This is a genomic window from Rhodococcus sp. HM1 (assembly GCF_023218075.1).
Taxonomy (GTDB): domain Bacteria; phylum Actinomycetota; class Actinomycetes; order Mycobacteriales; family Mycobacteriaceae; genus Rhodococcus.
Genome location: NZ_JALPTB010000018.1, coordinates 63,178 through 78,178 on the forward strand (window position 1 = coordinate 63,178; position 15,001 = coordinate 78,178).

Genomic DNA, 15,001 nt, shown 5'->3' on the forward strand with positions numbered 1-15,001 from the left:
CGCACAGTTCGCGCAGGCGCCCGATGCGTTCCCCGGTTCCGGGCCGCCGCCGGGCATCGCCGTGCAGGGGCTGACCAAGACGTACAGGAACATTCCGGCCGTCTCCAACCTGTCGTTCACGGTGCCGCCCGGATCGATCACCGGTTTCCTCGGGCCCAACGGATCCGGGAAGACCACCACGCTGCGGATGCTGCTGGGCCTGGTGCGCCCGACTGCGGGAATCGCGCTGATCGACGGCGTCCCGTACTCGTCGTTGCCGCAGCCGGGGCGGGTCGTCGGTGCCGTCCTCGACGCGCAGGGCGCGCACCCGAAGCACACGGCGCTCACCCATCTCGAGGTGTACTGCACGGCGATGCGGGTGCCGCTCTCGCAAGCGCGGGCGTCCCTCGACCTGGTCGGCCTGGGTTCGGTCGCGACCCGGCGCACCGGCGAGTTCTCCCTCGGGATGCGCCAACGGCTGGCGCTGGCGACCGCGCTGCTGGGGCAACCCCGCTACCTGGTCCTCGACGAACCGGCGAACGGCCTCGATCCGGAGGGCATGGCCTGGCTGCGCGAATTCCTGCAGTCGTATGCCCGATCCGGCGGCACGGTGCTGGTGTCGAGCCACATCCTGCGGGAGGTCGAGCAGATGGCCGACCACCTGGTGATCGTCTCCAACGGCACGCTCGTGCATCAGAGCAGCACCGCGGATCTGCGCAACGCCTACCGTTCGCGTGTCCTGGTGGCCTGTTCCGACCCGGCCCGTCTCGCGGCGGCCCTGGCGGCCGCCGGCATCACGGACGCGCAGATCCAGGGCGACGGGCGGCTCGCGGTCGTCGGGGCCGATCCCGAACGGATCGCGGCGCTCGCGGCCGAGCAGAAGGTCACGATCTTCGGCACGCACGTCGAACACGTCGATCTCGAGCAGGTGTTCCTGTCCATGACCAGCGGTCGCTACGCCGCGACGCACGGCTACCACCAGCCGGGACCGCCTGCGTCGGGCCATGTCCCGCCCGGATATGCGCCGCCGATCCCCCAGTCGCCGCAGCAGCACCCGCAGGACCGATACCCACCGCAGCACTACCCTCCGCAGCACTACCAGCAGGCCGGCCAGGCGGCCCCGCCGTATCCCGCCCAGCCGTACCCCGTCCAGCAGCCTCCGGCCCAGCAGTACCCGCCGGGCGTGCCCGCACCTCACCAACCGCCCTTCGGACCGGGAGGATTCCAACGTTGACCGCGCTTCTGAACGCCGAGGTCCGCAAGGTCCTCGGGTTGCGCTACTGGTGGATCCTCGGGATCGCGCCGGTCGTGGTGGGGCTGTTCACCGGTGCCCTGACCCTGCCGCTCGCCCGTCAGGTCGAGGACATCATCGGTGAGGGTTTCGCGTCGACCGTGTCGGCAGCGATCGGCATCGCGCTGGCGTTGGCGCTGGTGTTCCTGTTCGCGGCCGTGTTCGGCGCGGTGAACGGCGGCACCGAATTCCAGCATCGGACGATGGCGACGACGTTCCTGACCACCCGCGGTCGCGACGGGGTGGTCGCCGCCAAGTACGTCACCGCCGCGGCGTTCGGGCTGCTGTACTGCGTGGTCGTGGAGATCGCGGCCGTTCTGACCGTCCTGATGTTCGCCGGCGGCGACAGCGGCCCGTCCAGCGGATCCGATTTCGGCCAGCTCGCGGCAGTCCTCACCACCGGCATGCTCTGCGCCGCGCTGTGGGCCCTCATGGGGTCCGGGCTCGGTCTGCTCACCGGTTCGACGGTCGGCAGCGTGCTCGCGATCTCCGCGTGGGTGCCGTTCGGTGAGCTGATCGTGTCGCTGATCCTGCACGGCCTCGGGCTGGGCGCGGTCGCGGACCTGCTTCCCGTCCAGCTCACCTGGTACACGATCGTCGGGGTCATCGACATTCCCGAAACCGGCGACATGGCCGTTCGCTGGCCGGGGGCTCCGCTGGCGCTGATCGGCTGGACGCTGCTCGTCTGCGCGCTCGGCTGGTGGCGGGTCCGCAGCCGCGACGTGGGCTGACCGGGCGCTTCGCGCCGGTGTGCCTTTGTGGCGGTCCCCACCGCCACAAAGGCACACGGGCGCCGTCGGCGCCTGGCGCTAATGTCGGCAGCGATGCAACACGACTCGCAGTCCCCCGGCTGGATCCGCCGACTGAGCACCGAATCCTTCCGCCATCGTGCCGTCGCCATCGGCGCACTGCTGGCGACGGTCGTCGCCGCGCTCATCGACATCGGCTTCCCGCTCCTGACGAAACTCGCACTCGACAGCGCCACCCACCCGCAGGGCGCCGACCTGCACCTGATCGGGGTCGCCGCCGCGGGAATCGCCGGTGGTGCACTGGTCCGGTTCGGCTGCCAGTACGGGCGCCGGATGCTCGCCGGACAGCTGTCGCTGAACGTCCAGCACGACCTGCGGCTGCGGCTGCTCGGGTCGCTGCAGCGGCTCGACGGACGCGGCCAGGACCAGATCCGCACCGGACAGGTCGTGTCCCGCTCGATCACCGATCTGCAGCTCGTCCAGGGACTGCTCGCGATGGTGCCGATGTCGGCGGGCGCCCTGCTGCAGTTCGTATTGGCGCTGGTCATCATGGCGGTACTGTCGCCGCTGCTGACCCTCATCGCCGTCGTTACCGTGCCGGTCATCGCGCTGATCGTCCGGACCGTGCGGCCGAAACTGTTCGCCGCGACCTGGTCCGCGCAGCAACGCGCCGCCGACCTGGCCCAGCACGTCGAGGAAACCGTCACCGGTGTGCGCGTCGTCAAGGGCTTCGGTCAGGAGGACCGCGCGGTCGACCAGCTCGAACGGCACGGCTTGGCGCTGTACGCCGAACGGATGCGCGCGGCCCGCGTCAATGCCCGGTTCACCGCCCCGATGGGCGCGATCCCGCAGCTCGGCCTGGTCGCGACCATCGCGCTCGGCGGGTGGCTGGCCCTGCACGGCACCGTGACGGTCGGCACGTTCCTCGCGTTCACCGCGTACCTGGCGACGATGAGCGCGACGACCCGCACGCTGTCGTCGGTGATCATCATGGCGCAGCTCTCGCGCGCCGCCGTCGAACGCGTCTACGAAGTGATCGACGCCGAACCCGACGTCGCGGACCCGCCGCACCCGGTGCCGCTGCCCGCCGGTCCGCTCGGGCTGGCGCTGCGCGACGTCACCTTCGGATTCGAACCCGGTCGCGACGTGCTGCGCGGCGTGGATCTCGAGGTGACTCCCGGCGAAACCGTCGCCGTGGTCGGCCCGGCCGGGTCCGGCAAGACCGCCCTGTCGCTGCTGCTGCCGCGCTTCTACGCGCCGGACGCCGGGTCGGTGAGCCTGACCGGCGACGACTTCGAGCTGGACGTGCGCTCGCTGCGCAGCGACGAGCTGCGTGAAGCCGTCGGCCTCGTGTTCGACGAACCGTTCCTGTTCTCCGACACGATCGCCGCGAACATCGCGCTGGGCCGGCCCGACGCCACCCCCGACGAGATCCGGGCCGCCGCGGTCGCGGCCCGCGCGGACGAATTCGTCGAGAACCTGCCGGACGGATACGACACCGTCGTCGGGGAACGCGGCCTGACCCTGTCCGGCGGGCAGCGGCAGCGGGTCGCGCTGGCCCGGGCGCTGCTGCTGGATCCGCGGGTGCTGATCCTCGACGATGCGACCTCCGCCGTCGACGCCGAAACCGAGGCCGCGATCTTCGCGGCGCTGCGCGCACAGCGCGGGCGCACCACCCTCGTGCTCGCGCACCGCCGCTCGACCCTGTCGCTCGCGGATCGGGTGGCGGTCCTCGACGAGGGTCGCATTGTCGACGTCGGGACCGTCGAGGAACTCGAGGAACGCAATGCGCTGTTCCGGGCGCTGCTCACCGGCACCGGCGACGACGACCCCGACACCGCTCCCCTCGCCTCCGGGCCCGAACCGTCGGCCGAGCAGCTGTGGCCGGAGGTGACGGCCGACCCGGACGAGGCCGGCAGGTCCCCCGCCTCTCCTGCCCTGGCAGGTCCCGGCGGTGGTCCGGGCGGCGGCGGCCCGGGCGGTGGCGGACGCGGTGGCGGCGGCCCGATGAGCGGGGCGCTCGGTTCCGTCGCACCCACCCCGGAACTCCGGGCCGCGGTGGCGGCGCTGCCCCCGGCCACCGAAACCCCGGGCCGGCATCGCGACCTGCAGTCCCGGGCGCTGCGCCGCCCCGATCCGAGGTTCCGGCTGTGGACGACGCTGCGGCCCGTCCGGTTGCTGCTCGGCGCGGTCGTGCTGTGCCTGATCGTCGAATCCCTCACCTCGATCGGGTTCCCCTCGATCGTGCAGTACGCCGTCGACCAGGGCGTCACGCCCGGCGATCCCGCCCGGTTGTGGGCCGCGGTCGGCGCCGGGGTGCTGCTCGCGCTGCTCGGCTGGGCGGTGGTGGCGGTGCTGACGGTGCTCACCGCCCGGGCCGGGGAACGGGTGCTGTTCGGGTTGCGGGTGCGCAGCTACGCGCATCTGCAGCGGCTCGGACTCGACTACTACGAGCGGGAACTGTCCGGGCGGATCATGACCCGGATGACCACGGACGTCGACGCACTGTCGTCGTTCATCCAGACCGGTCTGTCGACCGCGGTGGTCAGCGTGCTCACCGTCACCGGCATCTCCGTGGCGCTGCTGGTCACCGACGTCTCGCTCGGGCTGGTGGCGCTGGCGGTGGTGCCGCCGCTGCTGATCGCGACCTTCTGGTTCCGGAAGGTGTCGTCGTCGGCGTACGCGATCTCGCGCGAGCGCATCTCGATCGTCAACGCGGATTTCCAGGAGAACGTCACCGGTCTGCGTGCCGCGCAGGCCTATCGGCGGGAGGCGTTCGCCGCGCAGCGGTTCGCCGAACGCGCCGACGCCTACCGTCGCAGCCGCATGCGCTCGCAGCGGGCGATCTCCCTGTACTTCCCGTTCATCACGATGCTGTCGGACCTGGCGCTGGCTGCGGTCGTGTACGTCGGCGCCCGGGAGGTCGCGGCGGGTGAGGCGACGCCGGGCGTGCTGGTGGCGTTCGTGCTGTACCTGAGCCTGCTGTTCGGCCCGATCCAGCATCTGTCGCAGGTGTTCGACGGCTATCAGCAGGCCCGCGTCGGGCTGCGCCGCATCGGCGACCTGCTGCGCACCGAGAGTTCGCTGGAGGCCGGTCCGCCCGGCTCGGTGCCGGTGACCGGGCACCTGCGCGGCGACGTGCACCTCGCCGATGTCGGCTTCCGGTACGCCGGCGCCGAGACCGACGCGCTCACCGACGTCGAACTGCACATCCCGGCGGGTACGACGGTCGCGCTCGTCGGCCGCACCGGCGCCGGCAAGTCCACCGTGGTCAAGCTCCTCGCCCGCTTCTACGATCCGACCTCCGGTTCGGTGCGCGTCGACGGGGTCGACCTGCGCGACTATCGGCTCGCCGACTACCGCGGCCGGCTCGGTGTCGTGCCACAGGAGGCCCACCTGTTCACGGGCACCGTCGCGAGCAACATCGCGTACGGCCGTCCCGACGCGGACCGCGCCGACATCGAGGCCGCGGCCCGCGCGGTCGGTGCGCTGGGCATGATCGCGACCCTGTCGGGCGGAATGCACCATCCGGTCGGCGAACGCGGCCAGGGTCTGTCCGCGGGCCAGCGGCAGCTGGTCGCGCTGGCCCGCGCCGAACTCGTCGATCCCGACCTGCTGCTTCTCGACGAGGCGACCGCGACCCTCGATCCGGGCACCGAACGGGCCGTTCTCGAGGCCGGCGAGAAGGTCGCGCGTTCCCGGACCGCCGTGGTGGTCGCGCATCGGCTGGGAACCGCGGCCCGCGCCGACCGCGTCGTGGTGGTCGACGGGGGGCGGATCGTCGAAACCGGGCCGCACGCGGAGCTGCGTTACGCGGGCGGCGTATACCAGACCCTCTGTGATGCGGCCGAAACCCGCGCAGGGAATAATCGGTCGTCGAGAACCGTCATCGATGGAGACCCCGTCGAAGTCGAAGCACAAATTGTGAGGTAGATCTCGCCGCATGTTCGATCAATTACGATCGCCGCACGCACGGGATAGCCTCATGAATACAGGCGCTCCGATCGGGTACCGAAGAAAGAAACGAGGCGAACAACTGCCGTGAGCAGCAGCTCTACATCACAGTTCGGTCAGAACCAGTGGTTGGTTGACGAGATGTACCAGCGCTTTCAGGACGATCCTTCGTCCGTGGACGCGAGTTGGCACGAATTCCTGACAGATTATTCCCCCGAAACAGCGGTCGCAGGTGGTGCAAACGGCATCGAGACCGCCACCGCTACCGCTCCGACCGCCACTGCGACGGCTCCCGCCCCGACGCCCGCACCGGCTCCCGCACCGAAGGCAGCACCCGCTCCGAAGGCCGCGGCTCCGGCCGCCGCGCCGGCGAAGCCCGCAGCTGCTGCCCCGAAGCCGGCTGCACCCTCTTCCGACAAGGCCGCCGCCGAGGAGAAGAAGGTTCTCCGCGGTGCCGCTGCCGCTGTCGCGAAGAACATGAACGCCTCGCTCTCGATCCCCACCGCCACCAGCGTTCGCGCCATCCCTGCGAAGCTGATGTTCGACAACCGGATCGTCATCAACAACCACCTCGCCCGTACCCGGGGCGGTAAGGTCTCGTTCACGCATCTGCTCGGTTACGCCCTGGTCCAGGCGGTCAAGGCGTTCCCGAACATGAACAACCACTACGCCGAGATCGACGGCAAGCCGAACCTGGTGACGCCGGCGCACACCAACCTCGGTCTCGCGATCGACCTGCCGGGCAAGAACGGACAACGTTCGCTCGTGGTCGCCGCGATCAAGAACTGCGAAACCATGAATTTCGCACAGTTCTACTCGGCGTACGAGGACATCGTCCGCCGCGCCCGCGACGGCAAGCTCACCGGTGACGACTTCTCCGGTGTGACGATCTCGCTGACCAACCCCGGCGGCATCGGCACCGTGCACTCGGTGCCGCGCCTGATGGCCGGTCAGGGCGCCATCATCGGCGCCGGCGCGATGGAGTACCCGGCCGAGTTCCAGGGTGCTTCCGACGAGCGCATCGCGGAACTGGGCGTCGGCAAGCTGCTGACCCTCACCTCGACCTACGACCACCGGGTCATCCAGGGCGCCGAGTCCGGCGAGTTCCTCAAGACCGTTCACGAGCTGCTGATCTCCGACGATTTCTACGACGAGATCTTCCACACCCTCCACATCCCTTACGAGCCGGTCCGCTGGCGCAAGGACGTGCCGGAGGGCGCGGTCGACAAGAGCACCCGCGTGCTCGAGCTGATCGCGGCGTACCGCAGCCGCGGCCACCTCATGGCCGACACCGACCCGCTGCAGTTCGTCAAGGACAAGTTCCGCTCGCACCCGGACCTCGACGTCACCACGCACGACCTGACCCTGTGGGACCTCGACCGCGAGTTCAACGTCGGCGGCTTCCACGGCCAGCAGCGCATGAAGCTGCGCGACGTGCTGTCGGTGCTGCGTGACGCGTACTGCCGCCACGTCGGCATCGAGTACACGCACATCCTCGAGCCGGAGCAGCAGCAGTGGCTGCAGGAGCGGGTCGAGGCGCATCACGTCAAGCCGACGGTCGCGCAGCAGAAGTACATCCTGAGCCGCCTCAACGCCGCCGAGGCGTTCGAGACGTTCCTCCAGACCAAGTACGTCGGCCAGAAGCGGTTCTCGCTCGAGGGCGCCGAGTCGGTCATCCCGATGATGGACTCGATCATCGACCAGGCCGCCGAGCACCAGCTCGACGAGGTCGCCATCGCCATGCCGCACCGCGGTCGCCTCAACGTGCTCGCCAACATCGTCGGCAAGCCGTACTCGAAGATCTTCACCGAGTTCGAGGGCAACCTGAACCCGGCCGCCGCGCACGGCTCCGGCGACGTGAAGTACCACCTCGGCGCCGAGGGCACCTACATCCAGATGTTCGGCGAGAACGACATCAAGGTCTCGCTGACCGCGAACCCGTCGCACCTCGAAGCCGTGAACCCGGTCCTCGAGGGCCTGGTCCGCGCCAAGCAGGACATCCTCGACAAGGGTGAGGACGGCTTCACCGTCCTGCCGCTGCTGCTGCACGGCGACGCCGCGTTCGCCGGTCAGGGTGTCGTCGCCGAGACGCTGAACCTGGCGCTGCTGCGCGGGTACCGCACCGGCGGCACCGTGCACATCGTCGTCAACAACCAGGTCGGCTTCACGACCGCGCCGGAACACTCGCGGTCGTCGGAGTACTGCACCGACGTCGCGAAGATGATCGGCGCGCCGATCTTCCACGTCAACGGCGACGATCCGGAGGCGTGCGTCTGGGTTGCGCAGCTCGCCGTGGACTTCCGCGAGAAGTTCCACAAGGACGTCGTGATCGACATGATCTGCTACCGCCGCCGCGGCCACAACGAGGGCGACGACCCGTCGATGACGCAGCCGGCCATGTACGACGTGATCGACACCAAGCGCAGCGTCCGCAAGAGCTACACCGAGGCCCTCATCGGCCGCGGCGACATCTCGCTCAAGGAAGCGGAAGACGCCCTGCGGGACTACCAGGGCCAGCTGGAACGCGTGTTCAACGAGGTCCGCGAGCTCGAGAAGTACAAGCCGGAACCGTCGGAGTCGGTCGAGCTGGACCAGACGCCGGCGCCGCGCCTGACCACCGCCGTGGACAAGTCGGTGCTCGAGCGCATCGGTGACCAGTTCGCGAACGTTCCCGAGGGCTTCAACGTGCACCCGCGCGTCAAGCCGGTCATCGAGAAGCGCCGCGAGATGGCGCGCGAGGGCAACATCGACTGGGCCTTCGCGGAACTGCTCGCGTTCGGTTCGCTCGCCGAGCAGGGCGCGCTGGTGCGCCTGGCCGGTCAGGACTCGCGCCGCGGCACGTTCACGCAGCGTCACTCGGTGCTCATCGACCGCAAGACGGGCGACGAGTACAACCCGCTCGCCACGCTGGCCGCGCAGGCCGGCAACGGTGGTCGCTTCATGGTGTACGACTCGGCGCTGACCGAGTTCGCGGGCCTGGGCTTCGAGTACGGCTACTCGGTGGGCAACCCCGACGCGCTGGTGCTGTGGGAGGCGCAGTTCGGCGACTTCGTCAACGGTGCGCAGTCGATCATCGACGAGTTCATCTCGTCCGGTGAGGCCAAGTGGGGCCAGCTCTCCGACGTCGTGATGCTGCTGCCGCACGGCCACGAGGGGCAGGGCCCGGACCACACGTCCGGCCGTATCGAGCGCTGGCTGCAGCTGTGCGCCGAGGGTTCGATGACCGTGGCGGTTCCATCGACTCCGGCCAGCTACTTCCACCTGCTGCGTCGTCACCACCTCGACGGCATCCGCCGCCCGCTCGTGGTGTTCACGCCGAAGTCGATGCTCCGCAACAAGGCCGCGGTCAGCAACGTCGAGGACTTCACCCAGGGCAAGTTCCGCTCGCTGCTGGAAGAGGTCCCCTACGAGAACGGCACCGCCGACCGCACCAAGGCGACCCGCATCCTGCTGACCTCCGGCAAGCTCTACTGGGAGCTGCTCGCGAAGAAGCAGAAGGAGAACCGCGAGGACATCGCGATCGTCCGCATCGAGCAGCTGTACCCGGTGCCGCGTCGTCGCATCGCCGAGACCCTCGACCAGTACCCGAACGCCACCGAGTTCTTCTGGGTGCAGGAAGAGCCGGCGAACCAGGGTGCGTGGCCGTTCCTGGGCCTGGCGCTGCCGGAACTGCTGCCGGAGAAGCTCACCGGCATCAAGCGGGTGTCGCGTCGTTCGATGTCCGCGCCGTCGTCGGGCTCGAGCAAGGTCCACGCGGTCGAGCAGCAGGAGATCATCGAGAAGGCGTTCGCGCGGTAGCCCGCACCTTCTCGGCACACCCCGCCTTTCTTCGAAAGACGGTTCTCATGCGAGCCGGGTCGTGCCTGCCCTTCGGGGCGGGCCGGCCCGGTTCGCGCCGTTCTGCGGCCTGCCCTCTGCGGCCTGCGCTCCCCCTCCGACCCCCTCCCCCTGGTGAGCGAATGTATCGTTCGGTCGATCCAAGGAGACGAGGGATACATTCGCTCGAAACACCCGGGGTGGGACGGCTACGACGGGGAGGCACCCGCCGGCGCCCCGGCGACCATGACCACCGCGGGCAGGGCGCCGACCGCGAGCTCGATGAACTCCTCGCGGGTGATCTGCGGATCGCGCAGCCATTCGATGGTGGTGTCCTCGACGAACGCGATCCATCCGCGCACCGCGAGATGCACGGCGGGGGTCACCTCGATCCCCAGCATCGGCAGGTGTGCGGCGGTGCGCTCGACCATCGCGGTCCGGGTTTGTTCGAAGACCTCGGTCATGTCGGGGTCGCTGCTGGCGGCCCCGCGCAGCATGGACACGTAGGTGTCGCGGCGTTCGGTCACGTAGTCGACGTAGGCGACCAGGGTGCCGCGCAGCATCGCGATCGGATCGAGACTCTCGTCCGGGGCGGTGCGTTCGAGCATGTCGCGGCTGATGTGCCGGACGATCTCGACGTGGAACTCGTGTTTGCTCGAGAAGTAGTGGAACAGCAGGCCCCGGGACACCCCGGCCTGATCGGCGATGTCGTCGACGGAGATCTGTTCGAGCGGCCGCTCCGACAGCATCTGCACACCCAGATCGATCAACTGCGCACGGCGCTGGTCCGGGCTGAGCCGGGTGCGTTTGGGGCCGGAGTTCTTCACAAGTGCCATGCAAGCACCTTTGTTGAATTAGAGTCAACAATGCTATTGACCATCCCTCAATAGGGACCTACGCTCGGGTACATGAGTCTTCCGGTTACAGATATCTCCGCTGCCGGCACCGCCGTACGGCAGGTCGAGACCTTGATCATCGGCAGCGGGTTCGCCGGACTCGGGGCCGCCATCCGGCTCACCCGCGCCGGCAAGGACTTCCTCGTCCTCGAACGCGGCACCGAGGTCGGCGGCACGTGGCGCGACAACACCTATCCGGGTGCCGCGTGCGACGTGCCCTCGAATCTCTACTCGTACTCCTTCGCCCTCAACCCGGACTGGACCCGCTCGTTCTCGCCGCAGTCGGAGATCCAGCGCTACATCACCGGGGTCGCCGACAAGTACGACGTGCGGCGCCGCACGGTGTTCGGGTGCGACGTGCTCGGCGCGCGCTGGAACCCCGCGACCTTCCGCTGGGACGTGCACACCACCACCGGTGACTACAGCGCGAAGGTGCTCGTCTCCGCCGTGGGTGCGCTGTGCGAGCCGTCGCTGCCGGACATCCCCGGCATCGACAGCTTCGACGGCGAGATCTTCCATTCGGCACGCTGGAACCACGACGCCGACCTGACCGGCAAACGGGTCGCGGTGATCGGCACCGGCGCCTCCGCGATCCAGATCGTGCCCGCGATCGCCGGCCGCGTCGAACACCTGGACGTGTACCAGCGCACCGCGCCGTGGATCCTGCCCCGCGCGGATCGCGAGTACACGACCGTCGAACATCTCGCGTTCAAGTACGTGCCGGGCGCCCAGCGACTGTCGCGCGCCCTGCAGTACCTCACCCGCGAGACGCAGGTGGTGGGCCTGGCCAAGGCCCCGATCTTCATGAAACCGCTGGAGTTCGCGGCCCGCCGGCACCTGCGCCGGCAGATCCCCGATCCGGAACTGCGCCGCAAGGTCACTCCGAATTTCCGGATCGGCTGCAAGCGCATGCTGATCTCCAACAACTACTACCCCGCGCTGACCCGCCCGAACGTGGACCTCGTCACCGACGGCATCGCCGAGGTGCGTCCCGACGCCGTCGTCACCCGCGACGGCACGGTCCGGAAGGTCGACGCGATCGTCGTCGCGACCGGCTTCCACGTCACGGACTCCCCGACCTTCGCAGGCATCGTCGGCAAGGACGGCCGCTCGCTGGCAGAGGTGTTCGACGAGACCGGCATGCAGGGTTACAAGGGCAGCGCGGTCGCGGGCTTCCCCAACCTGTTCTTCCTCGTCGGCCCGAACACCGGCCTGGGCCACACCTCGATGGTGTACATGATCGAATCGCAGCTCAACTACGTCGTCGACGCGGTCGAAACCCTCGACCGGCACCGCATCGGGACGATCGAGGTCCGGCAGGAAGCCCAGGACGAGTACAACCGCAAGCTGCAGGCCGCGCTGAAGAACAGCGTGTGGAACAACGGCGGTTGCGCGAGCTGGTACCTCGACAAGCACGGCAACAACACCACCCTGTGGCCCGGCTTCACGTTCGAATTCCGGCGCCTGACCAAGAAATTCGATCTCGACGCGTATCGTGGCGTCGCGGCCGCGGACCTCGTCCCACCGGCCGCAGCGATCGACCCCGCGGTGACCACCACCGAGCAGACCGAGCGCAGCAGCGGAAAGGCGGCAGTGCGATGAGTGAATTCGCAGGCAGGGTCGCCGTCGTCACCGGCGCCGGCTCGGGTATCGGCCGGGCACTGGCCGTGGCGCTCGCCGCGAAGGGCGCGCGGCTCGCCCTGTCCGACGTGGACACCGTGGGCCTGGCCGAAACCGTCCGGCGAGCAGAGAATCTCGGCGCCGAGGTCCACTCCACCCATCTCGACGTCACCCAGCGCGAGGCGGTCTTCGCGTACGCCGACGCGGTGCTCGAACGGTTCGGCACGGTGAACCAGGTCTACAACAACGCGGGCATCGCATACCACGGCGAGTTCGAACGCACCGAGTTCAAGGACATCGAACGCATCATGGACGTCGACTTCTGGGGCGTCGTCAACGTCAGCAAGGCGTTCCTGCCGCACCTGATCGCGTCCGGCGACGGCCATCTGATCAACGTCTCGTCGCTCTTCGGCCTGCTCTCGATCCCCGGCCAAAGCGCTTACAACGCAGCGAAATTCGCGGTCCGCGGATTCACCGAGTCGCTGCGGCAGGAGATGCTGATCGCCGGCCACCCGGTGCGGGTCACGTGCGTGCATCCGGGCGGCATCAAGACCGCGATCGCCCGCAACGCGACCGTGCCCGACGGTGTCGACCAGGCGAGCTTCGCCCAGTTCTTCGACAGCAAGCTCGCCCGCACCTCCCCGGAGGACGCCGCGAAGACCATCGTCGACGGCGTACGGAAGAACCGCGCCCGGGTGCTCATCGGCGGTGACGCGAAACTGCTCGACGCGTGGGTGCGGCTGCTCGGACCGTCCTACCAACGAGTGGTCGCGAACATCGCCGGCCGCGTGCTGCCGAAGGGGTAGATACCGACATGCCACAGTTCCCGCTGCCGCTCGTGCGCGCGGCCCTGCGTCCGATGTACCGGCTCGTGCTGAGCCCGCGGCTGTCGTATCCGATGCAACGACGGCTGCTCGGGCTGGCGGCACCGATCCAGACGTTGCCGAAGGGCACGGTGGTCCGGAAGATCACCCTCGCCGGCCGTCCCGCCGAACGGATCACGGTCGGTGCGACCGAGCGGCGCACCGCGGTGCTGTACCTGCACGGCGGTGCGTTCACGACCTGCTCCCCGGCCACGCACCGGTCGCTCGCCGCGCACCTGGCCGCAGCGACCGCGTCGGCCGTGTACGTCCTGGACTACCGTCTCGCCCCGGAGCATCCGTATCCGGCGGCGCTCGACGACGCGGTCGCCGCGTATCTCGAGCTCGTCACCGAACACGGTGTGGACGCCGCGAGCACACCGATCGCCGGGGACTCCGCGGGTGGCGGTCTGGCGGTCGCGGCGGCCCTGCGGCTTGCGGACCGGCACGGGGTGACGCCCGCCGCGCTGGGCCTGCTGTCGCCGTGGGTGGATCCGGGCTCGCGCGCGGTGCCGTTCGACCGTGACACCGTGCTCTCGACCGGATGGCTGTTCCCGTCCGCCGAGGCGTATCTCGGCGACGGCGACCCGGCCGATCCGGGATACGCGCCGATGCATGCCGACCTGCGCCCGCTGCCGCCGACGCTGATCCACGTCGGCACGACCGAGGTCTTCTACCCGCAGGTCACCGAGTTCGCGCGGCGGTTGCGGGCGGCCGGTGTCGACGTGCAGGTCACCGAACAGCCGCGGCTGTGGCACGTCGCCCACCTGCAGGCGTCGCTGGTCCGCGAGGCCGCCGACGCGATCGTCGACCTGGGTGAGTTCCTGCGCTCACACATGCTCGCCGAGCCACGCGTCCGCGACGGCGGCTGAGTCCTCGCCGTCGTCCACCCGGGCGCGCATCTCGGCGAGGTCTGCGGTGGTGAGTTCTCCGGCGATCACACTCAGCGCATCGAGCTGACGTTCCCCGAACACGTCCCGCCGGAACAACGGGACGACGTTCTGGGCCGCGAACACCGGTGGCTGCGCGTCCTCGGCGGTCGCGTCCTCACCTGGCGCGCGGTCCGGGGCGTCGGCCAGTGCGACGAGGCCGGCATCGACGAGCGCGGGTGAGGCCGTCGTGAGGGCGCCGAGCGCGCCGCGATCGGTCGCCGCGCGCACGGCGTCTGCGTCGGCGACCTGCTCGACGGCGGCGGGCACGCAGCCCGCGGCGGCGAGCGCCTCGAGGCCCCCGGTCGCGGCGAAGCCCGGCGTCGCCGCGACCGTGAGTTCCGCGCAGCGGCCGGTGATCTCGTCGACGCCCGTGACACCCAGCGCGGCCGCCGTCGCGTCGCTCAGCACGAGAACGGCGCGGTCCTGGGCGGTCGCGTAGTCGGCGACCGTCAGGTCGGTGGGCAGTGCCCGGCCGAGCGCGGTGAACACGTCCTCGGCGTCCGTCTGCGGTGCGGACGGGTCGAAGTGGCGCAGTAGCCGGCCCGTGTAGCCGGGGACGAGCGTGACCTCGGCGGCGTCCAGCGCGGCGAGGTCGCCCGGATCGCGGACCGTCACGTCGATCCCGGTGCGACGCAACGCTCCCGCATAGAGCTGGGCGAGCAGCTCGCCGTCGGTCCCGGTTCCCGTGCCGACGACCACGCCGGACGGTCCGGGGGCCTCGTCGAGGACCGGAGACGCGCACCCGGCGACCGCCGCGGCCGCGATCGCCGCCGTTGCGGCCAGGGTTCTTCCCGACCGTGTCGTGCGCTTCGAGTTCGTGGTCACCGTGCCATCCTCGCGCACCGTCCGCAACGCCGAACGCCCCGGTCCGGAAGCCTTGGTGCGGGCTCCGTCCGGGGCGTGC

Annotated in this window: 9 protein-coding genes; 7 read left to right on the plus strand and 2 right to left on the minus strand. The window is 69.7% G+C overall.

Features of this window, described 5'->3' with window-relative positions:
• Positions 1 to 61 precede the first annotated feature (61 nt).
• The 4 genes from M1M07_RS12125 (at position 62) to M1M07_RS12140 (ending at position 9,771) form a co-directional block, all read left to right on the plus strand.
• Positions 62 to 1,213: an ATP-binding cassette domain-containing protein gene (locus tag M1M07_RS12125; RefSeq protein WP_248674326.1), complete on the plus strand. Its 1,152-nt coding sequence runs from the start codon at positions 62 to 64 to the stop codon at positions 1,211 to 1,213.
• Entirely contained in the window at positions 1,210 to 2,001 is a 792-nt protein-coding gene (locus M1M07_RS12130) for an ABC transporter permease (protein ID WP_248674307.1), read from the plus strand. The genes M1M07_RS12125 and M1M07_RS12130 overlap by 4 nt, the downstream gene beginning before the upstream one ends.
• Positions 2,002 to 2,094: 93 nt before the next feature.
• On the plus strand, positions 2,095 to 5,952 hold the full coding sequence (locus M1M07_RS12135) for an ABC transporter ATP-binding protein (protein WP_248674308.1): 3,858 nt from the start codon (positions 2,095 to 2,097) through the stop codon (positions 5,950 to 5,952).
• A 108-nt stretch (positions 5,953 to 6,060) separates the two neighbouring features.
• The gene (locus tag M1M07_RS12140) at positions 6,061 to 9,771 is read left to right on the plus strand and encodes a multifunctional oxoglutarate decarboxylase/oxoglutarate dehydrogenase thiamine pyrophosphate-binding subunit/dihydrolipoyllysine-residue succinyltransferase subunit (protein WP_197257876.1); all 3,711 of its coding nucleotides are present in this window, start codon (positions 6,061 to 6,063) and stop codon (positions 9,769 to 9,771) included.
• A 227-nt stretch (positions 9,772 to 9,998) separates the two neighbouring features.
• Here M1M07_RS12140 and M1M07_RS12145 read toward each other — a convergent pair whose 3' ends face one another.
• Positions 9,999 to 10,625: a TetR/AcrR family transcriptional regulator gene (locus M1M07_RS12145; RefSeq protein ID WP_248674309.1), complete on the minus strand. Its 627-nt coding sequence runs from the start codon at positions 10,623 to 10,625 to the stop codon at positions 9,999 to 10,001.
• A 72-nt stretch (positions 10,626 to 10,697) separates the two neighbouring features.
• On the opposite strand from M1M07_RS12145, the gene M1M07_RS12150 reads away from it, so the two are divergent.
• From M1M07_RS12150 to M1M07_RS12160, 3 genes are read left to right on the plus strand one after another with little or no spacing between them, the layout of a single operon-like run.
• Entirely contained in the window at positions 10,698 to 12,287 is a 1,590-nt protein-coding gene (locus M1M07_RS12150; protein ID WP_248674310.1) for an NAD(P)/FAD-dependent oxidoreductase, read from the plus strand.
• Positions 12,284 to 13,111 (plus strand): SDR family oxidoreductase, encoded by an 828-nt coding sequence (locus tag M1M07_RS12155; protein ID WP_248674311.1) that lies wholly within the window; start codon positions 12,284 to 12,286, stop codon positions 13,109 to 13,111. The genes M1M07_RS12150 and M1M07_RS12155 overlap by 4 nt, the downstream gene beginning before the upstream one ends.
• A gap of 8 nt (positions 13,112 to 13,119) precedes the next feature.
• On the plus strand, positions 13,120 to 14,037 hold the full coding sequence (locus M1M07_RS12160) for an alpha/beta hydrolase fold domain-containing protein (RefSeq protein WP_248674312.1): 918 nt from the start codon (positions 13,120 to 13,122) through the stop codon (positions 14,035 to 14,037).
• On the opposite strand, the gene M1M07_RS12165 is transcribed toward M1M07_RS12160, so the two are convergent.
• Complete coding sequence (locus M1M07_RS12165) at positions 13,996 to 14,922, minus strand: glycine betaine ABC transporter substrate-binding protein (protein ID WP_248674313.1); 927 nt, start codon at positions 14,920 to 14,922, stop codon at positions 13,996 to 13,998. The two genes, M1M07_RS12160 and M1M07_RS12165, sit on opposite strands and share 42 nt — an antisense overlap.
• Positions 14,923 to 15,001: the final 79 nt, after the last annotated feature.

What these genes read in the sequence shown, in the direction of transcription:
- M1M07_RS12135 (WP_248674308.1), top strand. Translation starts at nt 2,095, where the DNA reads ATGCAACACGACTCGCAGTCCCCCGGCTGGATCCGCCGACTGAGCACC.
- M1M07_RS12145 (WP_248674309.1), bottom strand. Translation starts at nt 10,625, where the DNA reads ATGGCACTTGTGAAGAACTCCGGCCCCAAACGCACCCGGCTCAGCCCG.
- M1M07_RS12150 (WP_248674310.1), top strand. Translation starts at nt 10,698, where the DNA reads ATGAGTCTTCCGGTTACAGATATCTCCGCTGCCGGCACCGCCGTACGG.
- M1M07_RS12155 (WP_248674311.1), top strand. Translation starts at nt 12,284, where the DNA reads ATGAGTGAATTCGCAGGCAGGGTCGCCGTCGTCACCGGCGCCGGCTCG.
- M1M07_RS12160 (WP_248674312.1), top strand. Translation starts at nt 13,120, where the DNA reads ATGCCACAGTTCCCGCTGCCGCTCGTGCGCGCGGCCCTGCGTCCGATG.